Origin of the sequence: Faecalibacterium sp. OM04-11BH (assembly GCF_003482185.1) — a bacterium.
GTDB classification, from domain to species: Bacteria; Bacillota; Clostridia; order Oscillospirales; family Ruminococcaceae; genus Faecalibacterium; species Faecalibacterium tardum.
In genome coordinates this window covers 108,053-124,374 of the sequence record NZ_QULS01000006.1, presented here as the reverse complement: position 1 = coordinate 124,374, position 16,322 = coordinate 108,053, and the positions used below count along the sequence as shown (strand labels likewise).

Here is a 16,322-nt window from a genome sequence, read left to right as displayed (position 1 = left end):
CGTTATGAACGACATTCTTAAAACGTACATGGAGCGGTTCCGCGAGAACCGGCACACCCTGCGGCGCTACACCGCATTTGTGCTGGCACTTGCCATGATCACCACCCTGTTCGTGAACTGGCAGCTGCATGGCGTGGGCATCTCGATGACCGCGCAGTACCAGTGCGGCGAGGAAGAGCACACCCACACCGCGGATTGCTACACCAAGGTGCTGACCTGCGGTTACGAGGAAGGCGAGCTTGAAAATGCGGACGAGGTGGCCGCCGCTGCTGCGACCAGCCAGCCCACCGTTGAGGCTGAACCTATGCCGCTGTCGCTGGAGCCGCAGATCGAGTTTGTGCCCCATGAGCACACCGAGGACTGCTACACCGAGGTGCAGACCCTGACCTGCATGGAGGAAGAGCACGTCCACGATGACGACTGCTTCGACCCTGAGGACGGCAGCCTGATCTGCGACAAATTTGAGCATACCCACGACGAAAGCTGCTATACCACTGAGTATGAGCTGACCTGCGGCTTAGAGGAGGGCGAGCTTGTGGAGCAGGTGGTGGAGCCCACCCAGAGCGCCGCACTGGCAGCGATGGCTGTGGCCGAGCCCGTGGCGCTGGCACCGATGGTGGACACCGTGGAACCCATCTATCACCACCATACCGATGCCTGCTACGAGGAAGTACTCACCTGCCCCCTGCCGGAGCACCACCACACCGTTGCCTGCCTGAGCGACACTTCTGCCGACCTTGAGACCCCCGAGGAGTGGCAGGCCGCCAACGCCGAGGCCGTGATGACCGGCAACTGGGCCGAGGATCTGGTCAGCGTGGCGCAGACCCAGCTGGGCTACGAGCAGAGCGAGAAAAACTTTGAGATCGACCCCGCGGACGGCGTGACCCTGCGCTACTACTCCCGCTACGGTCAGTCCTACGGCAACCCCTACGGCGAGTGGGACGTGATGTTCCTCTCTTACTGCCTGAAGTACGCCGGTATCCCCCAGAGCGCTATCCCGCAGGAGGCCAGCGTGCTTGCCCTGCGCAGTTCCATGAGCGACATGGACTGGCTGCTGGACGGCGAGGACGGCAGCGCCGCCGATGTGGGCGACATCGTTATTTATAATAAGTACGTCACCCGCACCGTGGCTGTGGACAGCAGCGCCGACGGTGCAGCGGACGGTCTGGACGACCTGTTCAGCATGGACGCCGAGGGCGAGAACGGCGCAGAGCTTGAGGAATCCGGCGCTGCTGCGCTGGATACCGCCCCTGCCGCCGAGGACATGACCACCCTCGATACCCCTGATCTCCCCGATATCCCCGACACCGCTGCGCCCAGCGTGGGTTCCCCCGCTGCTGAGCCGCAGACCACCACCGTGACCGACGCTTTGCCCGTGGAGACCGTGGGCATCGTGAGCAGTGTTGACAAGGATGCCGACACGCTGACCGTTATTTCCGGCGACGTGGACGGCAAGGTGGCTGAAGTAACACTGTTCAACACCGATGTGGAAAACGTTATTTCTGTGGCGTATGCGCAGATAGAGCTGAGCGAAGGCGATTCCGATTCGGACGATGACACCGCTTCTGATATTATTGAAACCGACCCGGTGTTCTCCTGCTCCGTTACTACCGTATACGAAACTGCATCCGCATCTGCGGTGCGTCCTTCCCGTTCCCGCGCTGCAAGGTACGCTGCACCCTCCACCTATGCCGTAACTGCCGTGTCTGCTACTCCTGTTGATATGGGCACTCATATCACGAACGTTTCTGTTCAGGTTCCCAACTCCACGGATGGCAGCGGCGTTGTAACCTCTTGGAAAGATGCAAACGGCATCGTGCGTCCCGGTCAGACCGTTAAGGTGCAGTTGAGTTACGGTTTTGCTGCAAACAAAATCACCAAAGACAACCGCGTTGCAACCTACAAGCTCCCCAACGGTATTACGCTGTTGCCCAGTGTTTCACACTCCGGCAATATCACTTGGCATGACCGTACCACTGGTCAGAAAGTTGTCGTTGGCACCTACAAGATTGATGCTGACACCGTCACGTTTACCTACAACAAAGACTTTGCCGACGGCAAAGCCTTTGACGGTGATTTTGAGTTTCAGGCTTCCGCTTCCTCTGATTCCTCCATGGAAGGGAAAGAAATTAATTTTGGCGGCACAAACGGTTCTGTTACCATCAAAAAAGAGGATCTGACCCACGATCTTTCTCTTTCCAAGAATGTGCAGAAGGACAAAAACGGAAAAGAACTGATCAAATACGATTCGGAAACGAAAACGCTTGATATCGCCTATGAAGTGGTTGCAAAAACCACAAACGGCACCGGTACTACTGTAGATCTTACCGACTTCTTTGATACCGCAAGCGCCTCTCTTGGCAAATTTCAGGAAGATACAGTCACGCTGATAAAGGTTGCTGCAGATGGCACCGAAACGGACGTCACAGAGACCTATAAAGCCCAGCTCACTGTAAACAACTCCGAGCTAAAATATTCTGCTCTGCCCAAACTGGAAGCCAGTGAGCAATACGTTCTGCGGTATCACGCCACCATTCCTGTTAAGGATGATTACACCTATCAGTCCATCAACAACGTAAAGGCTGAATTCGATGGCAAAGACAGTTACACGAGCAAGGAGGTCAAAAACACCGAGCCGCGCCTTACCAAGAGTGGCAATTATGACGCCAACAGCCGCATCATCACTTGGACGATTCAAATCAACAACCCCTTTGGGGAGGATCTCCGCGGCAAAACCTTTAAAGATCTTCTGCCTGCCGGGCTGGAGGTCGTAGATAAAGTTATAATTCAGCGCGAACACTGGAGCCAGGACATTAATCCTGTCTCTGCTGCGGATTTCATAAAGGACGGGTATAGCTACACCTTCCCGGCAGATAAATCGGAAACCGCAACGTTCTACAGGATCTTCCTCCAGACGAAAATCCCTAACGGCACCGCAGTGGGCACCACCTTTAAAAATGAGGCCACGTTTGATGGCAGCGGCGCTTCCGGTGATGTTACGGTGACCGACCGCAGCTCTTATCTCAACAAGAGCCTGTATAAGGCCGAGGACTTGGAAACCGGCAAGAAAAAGCTGACTTGGCAAACCTCGGTCTCCATCCCTACCGGTTGGAACGAGATCACCCTTACGGATACGATCCGTGATGCCGTGACAGATGGCACTGAGCGGGATGGCACACACTATGCGATTTTGTCCGAGCTGAAGAATGAAATCAAGAATAATCTGTATCTGGCCTTGTCCGGTTCCAGCGATACCGTCACAATGGCAAATGCATCCACAAATCATGTCACCTTTACCGTCACCTATTATGACAAGACCGGTGCTGTGGTTACGAACGATGACGCTCATGTGACCCAGTTTACCATCACCGCCAAGCTGGACGAGGGCCATACGCTGGATGCCACCAGCATGGGGCTGAGCAGCTACCATACCGTTGCCGACATCAGCGGCGCAGGTATAGAAGAGCCGTGGCTGTTTGTAAACACTGCTGTCTCCGGTGATAAGACCACCGATGCCAGCTACACCTATAAAAAGCCCAAGGAAGCAAAGCTTGAAAAGCTGGTCTATAATGAAAACAATTTTGATAACGCTGGCAGCAAGATCAGTGAGTTGGATTACAATAAGAACAACGGTAAGATCTACTACGAGCTCACCATCCCCACCTCGCTTACCAGTAAAGATCCGCTGACCATGAAAGATCTGGAGATCACCGATACCCTGCCTGATGGTGTTACCTTTGACATAAGCAGTGTCACGGTTGGTGTACGCGATTACAATAATGATGGCTCTGTAATCCATAGTAGCTGGTTAGGTCACACAATTTATAGTTCTATCGGCGGCACTCCGAACTATGAGATTTCGGCAACTAAAAACTTTAGTGCAACAAAAACTCATATTGGCGCAACCGACACCGACCGTACGGTCAAGTTTACGATCACGAACGGCTACAACGTTTCTGATAAGCCGCAAGTTTTCTATATCCGCTACTGGGTCAGCGTTGCGGAGGATGCCTCTTGGGACGACCTTCGTACACAAAACATATACCGTAACCACGCGGAATGGAACGACGACAAGGCAGACACGGAGACCACCGTTAAGCGCAGCTATGACAAGATTTATAAGACCGGCACTGTCGTCGACGAAGGTCTCGACGCCAACGGCAAGCCAACTGCGACCAAGAAGATCAACTACAGCGTTGTTATCAACCCCACCGGCGATAAGCTGCTGACCACCAGCAATACCCTGACCCTGACGGATACGCTTAGCTTTGAGCCCTCTGACAACACCTCCGCTGATCTGGATCTAAGTTCGATCCATCTGTATGGTGTGACCCTTGATACTACCACCGGCAACCTTGTTGCAGACCATACAAATGAGATCGGTCATGACCGGTTTACGGCAACCTACGACAGCCCCAACCACACCATGACCGTCACCGTCCCGGATGAACTGGCTTGTGTACTGGAATACACCTATCAGATTTCTTACCCTTCCTCTACGGAGGTAACAGTTAAAAACCATGCAAACCTCTCCGGTCTGGTGGAGAAATGGGTCGATACTCATGTTGTGAATTATGATTCTTCGGCTACCGTCCGGTTCAGCAAGTTTGACCTGAACAAGGTGGATTCCAACGATTATCTGGTCACACTTCCCGGTGCAACCTTCCAGCTTGCAAAGTGGAATAAAACAACAGGTACGTTTGAAGAGGTTTGCACGCTGAAAACAAACTCTTCCGGTCAGATCAATTTCGGTCTGCTGGATTCTTCCGCAACAGCGGAAACCACTGACACGAGCAGCGCCCAGTTGCTTTGCAGTACGCTCTACCGTATTGTAGAGACGGATGCCCCCACCGGCTATGCGCTTAGCAAGAGCCCGATCTACCTGCTGTGGGGTGCATTTTCCAACACAAAGCGAGCTGACGCGTTTAATGCTGCTACCGGTGAATCTTCTATCCATGATGCTTCGGAGTACGATAAATGGCTTGACTGCAACAATGTAACCTACCTTGCCCGTGGTGATATCAGTGCTGTATATGTGCCCAACACCGCTAACAGCATTACGGTTGCCAAGCATTGGCTGGATACGGACGGCACAACAGAACTTGCTCTGGACAAGGTCAACTCCACCTACACCGCAACCGTAGAGCTGCGGCGCAAGAGTTACCAGTATGGCAGCCAAAAGTCTGATGATTTGGTTAAGACCGTCACCTTGGATAATTCCAACAACTGGAGCTATAGCTGGAACAATCTTCCTTTGACTGATCCCGCTGACAGCAGTATCACCTACAAGTACTACGTTAAGGAAACAGCTTGTTCCGGTACGTTTAAATACGACCTGAACAACACCGGCATCACCGGCGGCACCATCCTGCTTTACAATCAGGTGCCCGAGGATGCTAACTACGAACTTCCCTCTACCGGCGGGTCCGGTACACTCCCGTACACAGCCGTGGGCGGCACAATGATGCTGTCTGCGCTGGCATATAGCTTTATCCACCGCAAGCGCAGACGCGAAGGGAGGGCAGATGACTAAACTGCACTTCCCTGCCGGACGCCCGGAGCTTAAACCCCGCCCGCCCAGCGCAAAGTTTACGCGATAGTCCGAACAAAACCACACCCCTCCCCCCCTGTGCAAAATGCAGGGGCGGCAAGGGGCAGAAAAAAGAAAGGGGCTTTTTCCATGAAAAAAGCAATGAAGAAACTCATGGCTGCGCTGCTGGCAGTTGCTATGGTTTGCGCCATGGCGATCCCGGCGTTTGCAGATGGCAGCAGCTCTACCAGCACTGCTGCTGTTATCAAGTACACGATCACCGCACCTCATAACGGTCACACCTACGAGATCTACCAGATCTTTACCGGTGATTATGATGCACACCAACCGTCCATGCTCGCCAACATCAAGTGGGGCAAAAACGGCACTGGTACGGCTGGCGAAGCTGTTGAGCAGACTGTTCTGGACGCACTTTCCAAGGTTGCTTCCTACACAAGCGACAGTGATAAGCTTGACGTTATCGATAAATATGTCACTCTGACCAATCCTGTAGAGACCATTACAAACGGTGGTTCTGTTGAAGTTGTTGGCGGCTATTACCTGATTAAGGACAAGGACGGCTCTGTGCCTTCCTCTGAAACTTATACCCCTTACATCGTTTCCGTTGTTGGCAATGTTACCATCGAGCCGAAGAGCAATGAGGTTCCTAAATTTACCAAAAAGCTGAAGGACACCAACGATACTACCGGCGTTATTACCGGCTGGCAGGATTCTGCCGACTATGATATCGACGATAAAATCCCCTTCCGCCTGCAGGGCACTGTTTCCAAGGACTTTGATTCCTATAAGACGTATTACTACGCTTTCCACGATGTGGAAGAAAAGGGTCTGACCTTTGACCCCAGCTCTGTGAAAGTTTTTGTTGGCGATGAAGAGACCGGTACTAAGATTGATGCTAGCAATTATACTGTCGTTACCAACCCGGCCGATGGCTGCACCTTTGAGATCGTGTTTGATGATCTGAAAAATATTCCCAGTGTTACTGCTAAATCTATCATTACCGTTACCTACGAGTCCACGCTGAACGGGAACGCTGTTCTGGGCGCACAGGGCAACGTCAACACGGCAAAGCTGGAGTACTCCAACAACCCGCGCGGTAACGGCACGGGCACAACTCCTTGGGATAACGTCATCGTCTTTACCTACAAGGTGGTCGTGAATAAGGTCGATCAGGACAATAATCCTCTGGTAGGTGCACAGTTCACTCTGACCAAAAAGATTAATGGTGGCACGGAAGTTATCAAGACTATGACCATCGACTCTAGCGAAACTCAGTTTACGCTGTCCGGTCTGGATGACGGCGAGTACACGCTGACCGAGACTGCAACCCCCGCCCACTACAACACCATCAGCCCCATCACCTTTACTGTCAACGCTGATCATACTATCACTTGGGAAACCGAGCGTCGTGAAGATATCCTGACCTCTTTGAGCGGCGACAAGAAGGTTGGCGAAATCACCTTTACTTCTAGCAAAACCGACGGAACTCTGACTACAAATGTCATCAATAATATCGGCACTACCCTGCCCGGCACCGGCGGCATCGGCACCACCATCTTCTATGTGATCGGCGGCGGCCTGATGGTTGCAGCAGCCATCCTGCTCATTACCAAAAAGCGCATGGAGAACCGCTAAGCTCTCCTTTTCCCCTGCACAGAGCGGGGCTGTAAAGCCCCCTGCTCTGGTCCTGAAACTATAACGTTAGGGAGTAGCCCATGAAAAAGAACAAAAGCACCATTATATTGATCCTCGTCTTTTTCGTGGGTCTATCCGTGATGTTATACCCCACCATCAGCGATTACGTCAACCAGCGCAACCAGTCCCGCGCGGTGGCAAGCTACGCGCAGGACGTGGACAACATGACCGATGCGGATTACAGCGCCTACTTTGACGCCGCCGATGCCTTTAACGCACAGGTGGCCGCTAACGAAAACGCCCTCTACCGCCCGGATCAGCTTACCGGCTACAACGAAACGCTGGATATTACCGGCACGGGCATTATGGGTTACATCACCATCTCCAAAATCGGTGTGGAGCTGCCCATCTACCACGGCACCGACGACAGCGTGCTGCAGATCGCCGCAGGCCACTTAGAGGGCACCAGCCTGCCGGTGGGCGGCGCGTCCACCCACGCGGTCATCTCGGCGCACCGCGGCCTGCCCAGCGCAAAGCTGTTTACCAACCTCGACCAGCTGGAAGTGGGCGATACCTTTACCATCACCGTGCTGGATCGGGTGCTCACCTACGAGGTGGACAAAATTTCCATCGTGCTGCCCACCGAGACCGACGAGCTGAAGATCGCCGAAGGCAAGGACTACGTTACCCTGATGACCTGCACCCCCTACGGCATCAACACCCACCGCCTGCTGGTGCGCGGTCGCCGCGTGGAGACCCCGGATCAGTACAAGCACCTCCGCGTTACCGCCGAAGCGCTTAAAATTGAACCCATTATTGTTGCGCCCATTATGGCGCTGCCCATGCTGCTGATCTTGCTGATCGGTATGCTGCTTTCTACACGCAAACCCAAGAAAACGAGAGGAGAAAAACATGAAAAGCATTGATTTGCGTCATCGTCTGGCGGCTGTGCTGCTGGCTGTGTGCCTTGTGGTATGCTGTGCCCTGCCGGCCTTTGCCACCAGTGCCAACATTGTGCTGGGGCGTCTGGGCTCGCTCCACGTCCGTCTGTACGACACCCACAACGATGTGCCCCTGCGCGGCGGCGAGCTGACCCTGTATCAGGTGGCCACCGTCAAGCGCACCAACGGCAACCTGTACTTTGACTATACCGGCGATTTTACGGGCTGCGGTGTGGTGCTGGGCGACCTTTCCGACAGCACGCTGGCTGACCAGCTGGTAAAGTACCTGCCCGTTGTGCCCGCCATTGCCGCCCAGCAGGACGTGAACGAAGAGGGTTACGCCGACATTACCAAGCTGCCGCAGGGGCTGTACTTGGTCGTGCAGACCGAGGCATCCCACGGCTACGAGGCCATCAAGCCCTTCCTTGTGTCCATCCCCATGCCCGATGGCGACAACTGGATCTACGATGTGGACGCCACCCCCAAGGTAGGTGCCACCATCCCGGAAACGCCGGACATCCCCGACACCCCGGATGTGCCAGTCACACCGCCGGATACGCCCGACACACCGGACACCCCCGATCTTCCGGAGCAGCCGGACACCCCGGATACGCCGGTGAGCCCGGACAGCCCCGATAGTCCGGTAAGTCCCGGCAACCCGGACAATCCCGTAAGCCCCGAGAACCCGGATAACCCGGTCTCCCCTTCCAACCCGGATAAGCCTGTTCTGCCCCAGACCGGTCAGTTGAACTGGCCCGTGCCGGTGCTGGCTTGCAGCGGTGTGCTGCTGTTTGCCGCTGGCTGGGTGCTGAACCGTCAGGGCAAAAAGGAAAACTGACCCCGTCTCCTTTCTTTTCGGCATAGTTTGGCGTTGTGTGCCGAATTTGCTCCCCCGCAAGGGGGAGCATTTTTTATGCCCTTTCCCCTGCCGGGCACAGCACGATTTTGAATGCGCTCCGCGTTGCTCTGCGCATAATCAGCGGAAAATATATTTTTTAATTTGCAATTCTGGAAAATCTGCGGATTTTCCAGAATTGCCTTTTCACGGGTGGGGTTTGGGCACGAACCCTCTCAGGCATCTCGCTTTGCTCGATACCAGCTCCCCCGAAGGGGGAGCTTTTTGTGCTCTCTCCCCTGCCGGGCGCGGCACGATTTTGAATGGCCTCCGCTGCGCTCTGGCCATGTTCAGCGGAAAGATTATTTTAAATTTTCGCGTCTGTCGCACTCTGCGGAGCGCGACAGACGCTTTTTTCACAGGAGGGGTCGTAGCCGGGAACTGCATTTGCAGCGCCTGCTTCCTACGGAAGTGCGGCGCTGCGGCGGAACACCCCTTCCGGCTTTCGCGCTAAGCTTGCAGGCGTGCAAAAAGCTTCCCCTTTCGGGGGTGCTGGCGAACGCAGTGAGCCTGAGAGGGTTCTCCACGCAAAAGAGCCGCTGTACAAAACGTACAGCGGCTCTTATTTTATGCAGTCTGTATTAGGTTTTTACTGCTGCTGGGCGGCCTTTTTGGCTTCCAGTGCCAGAATGGCATCGCGGCGGCTCAGGTTGATGCGGCCCTGCTGGTCGATGTCGGTCACCTTGACCACGATGGCATCGCCCACGGCAACCACGTCCTCTACCCGCTCCACGCGCTTGGTATCCAGTTTGGAGATATGCACAAGGCCTTCCTTGCCCGGGGCGATCTCCACAAAGGCACCAAAGTTCATCAGGCGGGTCACCTTGCCCTTGTAGATGGCACCGATCTCGGGGTCCTCCACAATGGTCTTGATGGTAAAGATGGCGCGCTTTGCGTCCTCCTGATCCACGGCGGAGACGAACACATGGCCGTCCTCCTGCACGTCGATCTTGCAGTTGCAGGTAGCGCAGATGTCCTGAATGACCTTGCCGCCCTTACCGATCACGTCCTTGATCTTGTCGGTGGGGATCATCATGCTGAACATCTTGGGTGCCCAGCGGCTCAGCTCTGCACGCGGCTCGGCGATCACGGGCTTGATGATCTCGTCCAGAATATACAGACGGCCCTTGCGGCACTTCTCGAAGGCCTCGGCAATGATGTCATAGGTCAGGCCGTCGATCTTGATGTCCATCTGGATGGCGGTAATGCCCTTGCGGGTGCCGCCGACCTTAAAGTCCATATCGCCGTGGAAGTCCTCCACGCCCTGAATGTCCAGCATGGTCATCCAGCGCTCGCCCTCAGTGATCAGGCCGCAGGAGATACCGGCAACCGGAGCCTTGATGGGCACGCCTGCATCCATCAGTGCCAGCGTAGAGCCGCAGATGGAAGCCTGAGAGGTAGAACCGTTAGAGCTGAGCACCTCGGACACGCAGCGGATGGTGTAAGGGAACTCCTCCAGAGAGGGCAGCACCGGCACCAGAGCACGCTCGGCCAGTGCGCCGTGGCCGATCTCGCGGCGGCCGGGGCTGCGCGGTGCGCGTGCCTCGCCCACAGAGTACGGCGGGAAGTTATAGTGGTGGATATAGCGCTTGGTCTGCTCGTCGGTCAGGTCATCCATCAACTGGTTGTCCTTGGTGCCGCCCAGCGTGCAGGTGGTAAGCACCTGCGTCTGACCGCGGGTGAACATACCGGAGCCGTGCACGCGGGGCAGAATGCCCACCTCAGCGGCCAGCGGGCGGATCTCGTTGATGCCGCGGCCGTCCACGCGCTTGCCCTCATCCAGCAGCCAGCGGCGCACCACGAACTTCTGCATCTTGTAGCTTACCAGATCCAGATCGGCGGCAGACAGGTCGGGATATTCCTCGGCGATCTTGTCCATGATGGGCAGCAGGGCTGCGTCACGCACGTTCTTGTCGTCGGTGTCCATAGCAGCCTTGAAGTCATCCAGATACTTGTTCTGGATGGCGTGGAACACGTCCATGTCCAGACCCACCACCTGGAAGTCGATCTTCGGCTTGCCGCGCTCGGCCACGATCTTGTTGATGAACTCGATGATCTTCTTGATCTCAACGTGTGCGGTCTTGATGGCGGTCAGCATAGTGTCCTCGTCCACCTCGTTGGCGCCGGCCTCGATCATCACGATCTTGTCCATGGTGGCGGCAACGGTCAGGGCAAGGTCGCTCACCTTGCGCTGCTCCTGGGTGGGGTTCAGCACGATCTCGCCGTCCACCAAGCCCACCTGCACGCCGCCGATGGGGCCGTTCCACGGAATATCGGACACGGCGGTCACCAGAGAAGCGCCGATCATACCGGCGATCTCGGGGCTGCAATCCGGGTCAAGGCTCATGACGGTCATGGTGATGCACACGTCGTTGCGCATCTCCTTGGGGAACAGCGGGCGCATGGGGCGGTCCACCACGCGGCTGGTCAAAATAGCGCGCTCGCCGGGGCGGCCCTCACGGCGCATAAAGCTGCCGGGAATGCGGCCTGCGGCGTAGAGCTTTTCCTCGTACTCCACGTTCAGCGGAAAGAAATCCACGCCCTCGCGGGGCTTGGGGCTCATGACCACGTTGCACATCACGCAGGTCTCGCCGTAGCGGATCAGTGCGCTGGCATTGGACAGGCCACACATCTTGCCCATTTCAACCTTGAACGGGCGGCCGGCCAACATGGTCTCGTAGACCTTGAAGTTGTCAAAGGTCTCTTTGCGGGAACCAAATTCGATTGCCATTGTTTCTGCCTCCTTGTTTTTCGGATCGTTCTATCCAAAAAGCTGTGGCGCGCGCATTATAGCAATAAATCCAGCGTCCCTGCCCGCAGGCACAGGCGTTCGATTTACTGCTGCAATACGCTGCCACCGCTATTTTGTGCGCATGGGATACATGGAGCTATACATAAAGCAAAGGGCAGGTACCTTTGCGGTACCTGCCCTCCGTTAAAATTACTTACGCAGACCCAGAGTTGCGATCAGAGCACGGTAACGCTCGATGTCCTTCTTCTGGAGATAAGCCAGCAGATTGCGGCGACGGCCAACCATCTTCAGCAGACCGCGGCGGCTGTGGTGATCGTTAGGGTTCTTCTTCAGGTGCTCGTTCAGCTCGTTGATGTGAGCGGTCAGCAGAGCGACCTGCACCTCGGGGGAGCCAGTATCCTTCTCGGTCAGAGCGACTTTGGCCATAACTTCCTGCTTATTCATAATACAGTACCTCTTTCAAGTAATTTATCTGCCTATGGCACAGCGGCGGGAAACGGTTCTCCCAAAAGCGGGCATACTCCCAGCCCCGTACCACGGTAACAGATACAGTATACCAGATTGCCCGGCAGATTGCAAGAAGATTTTTGTCCGTAAGCCTTAATTTTTTACAATGCCGCCCCAGTACAGCTGCACCTCCGGCAGCTTCTTTTTGCGCAGCAGAAACACAGTGGGGATCAGGTACACCGCCACCGACAGCAGCCGCGAGGCATCGTAGCCGCTTACGCTTTCGGCCACGCTGGTGGTGCCGTACAGCCCGCCGATGAGCATGGCAGCAACGTCCATGGCGCTGTGCAGGAACACCGTCACCCACAGATTGCCGGTGCGGAAGTAGATGGCGGCCAGCATCACGCCCAGCGAAGCCGCAAATACGCACTGCATCAGCACACCAAAGGGTTCCGAGCCGAGCAGGTTGCTCAGGTGCGCCGCACCAAAGAGCACACCGGACACAAGACAGGCTTTCCACACCCCCGCGCGGGCGGTGCCGTAGCGCTCCAGCAGAGTCTGGGCAATAATGCCCCGGAACACCAGCTCCTCGGCCACGCCCACAAGGATCATGTTCAGTATAAAGGTCAGAATGCGGGGCAGCGGCAGCAACGGCGTGTCCGGGCGACCAAAAGCCAACGTTCCAAAGGCTGTGTACCCGATGAAAAACAGCGGGTACATGCCCACCAGCAGCCCGTTCAGAAAGCCGCAGCCGCGCCGCCGCAGCAGGTCCAGCCTGCCGGTACGGGCCAGCAACAAAAGCGCCACCGCCAGCCCGACAGCCTCCTGCACAGAGCCAAACAGGTAGCCGTCCATGGTGTCAAAGTCCGCCCCTGCCGCTGCCAGCCCGATGGTGGCCAGCAGGCTGAACACGACCATGCTGCCAAGGAACAGCACCTCGGACAGGATACAATAAAGAATGGGGTGCGCAGTGCGCAGCCGTTTGAGCATAAGTACAGTCCTCCCTATCAATGATAGCACTATTCTACCACGATTCCCCCAAAAGCGATAGGACAAAAATAAAGTGTGCCGCCGGGAGATCAGGGGTCTGTGAACGGCTTGCAGCATCTTTTTACAGAAAGTTCATGTAAAAACTGACTAAAATAGTCTTGCAGATTTGACGTGTCTGCCGCTTTGGTGTATCATATACTTGTATTGTTATGCGCGATTCCGGGCGCATCACAGCCCGATTTTTAAGATTTATGAGGTGTGACCTATGTCCCTTGTTGAAAAACTTTTTGGCAGCTTCTCTGACCGGGAGCTGAAAAAGGTGAACCCCATCACCAAACAGGTGCTGGCGCTGGAGCCCAAGTATCAGGCCATGTCCGATGTTGACTTGCAGGCGCAGACTGCCGCTTTCAAGCAGCAGCTGACCGAGGGCAAAACGCTGGACGACATCCTGCCGGATGCCTTTGCCGTCTGCCGCGAAGCCGCATGGCGTGTGCTGGGCATGAAGCACTTCCCTGTGCAGGTGACCGGCGGCATTGCCCTGCACCGCGGCGATATTGCCGAGATGCAGACCGGTGAGGGCAAGACCCTTGTGGCTACCCTGCCCGCCTACCTGAATGCCCTGACCGGCGAGGGGGTGCACATTGTTACCGTTAACGACTATCTGGCCAAGCGCGACAGCGAGTGGATGGGCAAGCTCTACCGCTGGCTGGGACTGACTGTCGGTCTGATCGTGCAGGGCATGGACGGCGACGCCCGCCGGGCTGCCTACAATGCCGATATCACCTACGGCACCAACAATGAGTTCGGCTTTGACTACCTGCGCGACAATATGGTGACCTACAAGGCCAACATGGTGCAGCGCGGCCACGCCTACGCCATCGTGGACGAGGTAGACTCCATCCTGATCGATGAGGCCCGCACGCCCCTGATCATCTCCGGCCGCGGCGAGGACTCCTCCAGCCTGTACACGCAGGTGGACCGCTTTGTGCGCACCCTGCACAAGAGCGTGGTGGTGGAATTGGAGGATAAGGTCTCCACCGATGAGCAGGCCGATGGCGATTACGTTGTGGACGAAAAGCACAAGACCTGTACCCTGACCGCCGCCGGCATCAAAAAGGCCGAAGCCTATTTTAAGGTAGAGAACCTTGCCGCCGCCGAGAACATGACCCTTGCCCACCACATCGATCAGGCCATCAAGGCCTACGGCGTGATGCAGCGGGATATCGACTATGTGGTCAAGGACGGTCAGGTCATCATCGTGGACGAGTTCACCGGACGCCTGATGATCGGTCGCCGGTACAACGAGGGTCTGCATCAGGCCATCGAGGCCAAGGAGGGCGTGAAGATCGCCGCCGAGAGCAAGACGCTGGCTACCATCACCTTCCAGAACTACTTCCGTATGTACAAAAAGCTGTCCGGTATGACCGGTACTGCCCGCACCGAGGCCACCGAGTTTACCGAGATCTACGGCCTGAACATCGTCAGCGTGCCCACCAACCGCCCGGTGCAGCGCAAGGACTACCCGGACGCCATCTACAAGACCGTGGAGGGCAAGTACCGCGCCGTCATCGAGCAGGTAATGGAGTGCCACAAAAACGGTCAGCCTGTGCTGGTGGGTACCGTCAGCGTGGAAAAGAGCGAAACGCTCGCCAAAATGTTACAGCGCCACACCCGGGACTTCAACGTGCTGAACGCCAAGAACCACGAGCGCGAAGCCGAGATCGTAGCGCAGGCCGGTAAAAAGGGTGCCATCACCATCGCCACCAACATGGCAGGCCGTGGTACCGATATCATGCTGGGCGGCAACGCCGAGTTCATGGCGAAGGCCCAGATGCGCAAGGAGCACTTCTGCGAGAACCTGCTCAACCCCGACACCCCGCAGGACGCCGACCCGGCAGCCGTGGAGCTGCTGCTGACCGAGGCAAACGGCCACGGCGAGACCACCGATGCCAACATTCTGGCCGCACGCCAGCGCTTTGAGCAGCTGTATGCCCAGTACAAACCCGCCATCGATGCCGAGGCCGACGAGGTGCGCGCCGCAGGCGGTCTGTTCATCATTGGTACCGAGCGCCACGAGAGCCGCCGTATCGACAACCAGCTGCGCGGCCGTGCTGGCCGTCAGGGCGACCCGGGCGCTTCCCGCTTCTACCTGAGCCTTGAAGACGACCTGATGCGCCTGTTTGGCGGCGACCGGGTGTCCAGCCTGATGAACACCCTGAAGATCGACGAGGATACCCCCATCGAGAACCGCATGATCACCAATACGCTGGAAAGCGCCCAGAAAAAGCTGGAAGGCCGCAACTTCGAGATCCGTAAAAATGTGCTGAAGTACGATGACGTGATGAACCAGCAGCGCGAGATCATCTACGGGCAGCGCCGCAAGGTGCTGGACGGCGAGGATATCAGCACCGAGATGCACAAGATGCTGCGAGAGAACATCGATTCCAGCTGCGCACAGTTCCTTTCCGGCGATGTAAAAGACGAGTGGGATTTTGGTGCGCTGCGCCGCCACTATCAGGGCTGGCTGACCACCGATGCCGACTTCCACTACACTGTGGCGGATTTTGATAACCTCTCTCAGCAGGGCATTGCCGATATGCTGTACGACCGTGGGATGCAGATTTTGCAGGCCAAGGAGGTGCGCTACGGTGCACCCGTCATGCGCGAGCTGGAGCGCATCTGCCTGCTCAAGTGCGTAGACCGCCAGTGGATGGACCACATCGACAACATGGACCAGCTGCGGCAGGGCATCGCGCTGCGCGGCTACGGTCAGAAGGACCCCGTGGTGGAATACCGCATCGAGGGCTTTGATATGTTCGACCAGATGGTGGATTCCATCCGGGAGTCCAGCGTCAAGATGCTGCTGACCATCGAACTGCGCGCCGCCGGTTCCGCTCCTAAGCGGGAGCAGGTGGCAAAGCCCACCGGCGAAGGCTTTGTGCCCGGCAACGGTGCACCCGGCGTCAAGGGCAGCCCCAAGGGACAGCCAGTGCGTGTGGTCAAAATTGGCCGCAACGACCCCTGCCCCTGCGGCAGCGGCCTGAAGTTCAAAAAGTGCACCTGCGCCCAGTATCACCCCAATGGCAATAACGGCGGGGAAGAATAACCATA

8 protein-coding genes are annotated in these 16,322 nt (G+C 56.5%); 5 read left to right on the top strand and 3 right to left on the bottom strand.

Going from position 1 to position 16,322, the window contains the following annotated elements; genetic code table 11:
- Positions 1-4 precede the first annotated feature (4 nt).
- The 4 genes from DXB44_RS07405 (at position 5) to DXB44_RS14515 (ending at position 8,965) form a co-directional block, all read left to right on the top strand.
- Positions 5-5,533, top strand: coding sequence for a Cna B-type domain-containing protein (locus tag DXB44_RS07405; protein ID WP_118658252.1), 5,529 nt, complete (start codon positions 5-7; stop codon positions 5,531-5,533).
- A gap of 147 nt (positions 5,534-5,680) precedes the next feature.
- Complete coding sequence (locus tag DXB44_RS07400; protein ID WP_199680584.1) at positions 5,681-7,186, top strand: isopeptide-forming domain-containing fimbrial protein; 1,506 nt, start codon at positions 5,681-5,683, stop codon at positions 7,184-7,186.
- Positions 7,187-7,266: 80 nt separating this feature from the next.
- Positions 7,267-8,112, top strand: a complete 846-nt coding sequence (locus tag DXB44_RS07395; RefSeq protein ID WP_118658251.1) for a class C sortase — start codon at positions 7,267-7,269, stop codon at positions 8,110-8,112.
- Positions 8,099-8,965, top strand: coding sequence for a peptidase (locus tag DXB44_RS14515; protein WP_118658250.1), 867 nt, complete (start codon positions 8,099-8,101; stop codon positions 8,963-8,965). Before DXB44_RS07395 ends, DXB44_RS14515 begins: the two co-directional genes overlap by 14 nt.
- 646 nt (positions 8,966-9,611) lie before the next feature.
- Here the strand turns inward: DXB44_RS14515 and DXB44_RS07380 are convergent.
- From DXB44_RS07380 to DXB44_RS07370, 3 genes are all read right to left on the bottom strand, one after another.
- On the bottom strand, positions 9,612-11,753 hold the full coding sequence (locus tag DXB44_RS07380; RefSeq protein ID WP_055186080.1) for a polyribonucleotide nucleotidyltransferase: 2,142 nt from the start codon (positions 11,751-11,753) through the stop codon (positions 9,612-9,614).
- 210 nt (positions 11,754-11,963) lie between these two features.
- Positions 11,964-12,218 (bottom strand): 30S ribosomal protein S15, encoded by a 255-nt coding sequence (gene rpsO / locus DXB44_RS07375; protein ID WP_005925047.1) that lies wholly within the window; start codon positions 12,216-12,218, stop codon positions 11,964-11,966.
- 156 nt (positions 12,219-12,374) lie between these two features.
- Positions 12,375-13,211, bottom strand: coding sequence for a type II CAAX endopeptidase family protein (locus tag DXB44_RS07370; RefSeq protein ID WP_118658248.1), 837 nt, complete (start codon positions 13,209-13,211; stop codon positions 12,375-12,377).
- A gap of 265 nt (positions 13,212-13,476) precedes the next feature.
- Between DXB44_RS07370 and secA the strand changes: the two genes are divergently transcribed.
- Positions 13,477-16,317: a preprotein translocase subunit SecA gene (gene secA / locus DXB44_RS07365; RefSeq protein ID WP_118658247.1), complete on the top strand. Its 2,841-nt coding sequence runs from the start codon at positions 13,477-13,479 to the stop codon at positions 16,315-16,317.
- Positions 16,318-16,322: the final 5 nt, after the last annotated feature.

Coding starts and splice junctions, on each gene's coding strand:
- DXB44_RS07405 (WP_118658252.1), top strand. CDS start 5: ATGAACGACATTCTTAAAACGTACATGGAGCGGTTCCGCGAGAACCGG.
- DXB44_RS07400 (WP_199680584.1), top strand. CDS start 5,681: ATGAAAAAAGCAATGAAGAAACTCATGGCTGCGCTGCTGGCAGTTGCT.
- DXB44_RS07395 (WP_118658251.1), top strand. CDS start 7,267: ATGAAAAAGAACAAAAGCACCATTATATTGATCCTCGTCTTTTTCGTG.
- DXB44_RS14515 (WP_118658250.1), top strand. CDS start 8,099: ATGAAAAGCATTGATTTGCGTCATCGTCTGGCGGCTGTGCTGCTGGCT.
- DXB44_RS07380 (WP_055186080.1), bottom strand. CDS start 11,753: ATGGCAATCGAATTTGGTTCCCGCAAAGAGACCTTTGACAACTTCAAG.
- rpsO (WP_005925047.1), bottom strand. CDS start 12,218: ATGAATAAGCAGGAAGTTATGGCCAAAGTCGCTCTGACCGAGAAGGAT.
- DXB44_RS07370 (WP_118658248.1), bottom strand. CDS start 13,211: ATGCTCAAACGGCTGCGCACTGCGCACCCCATTCTTTATTGTATCCTG.
- secA (WP_118658247.1), top strand. CDS start 13,477: ATGTCCCTTGTTGAAAAACTTTTTGGCAGCTTCTCTGACCGGGAGCTG.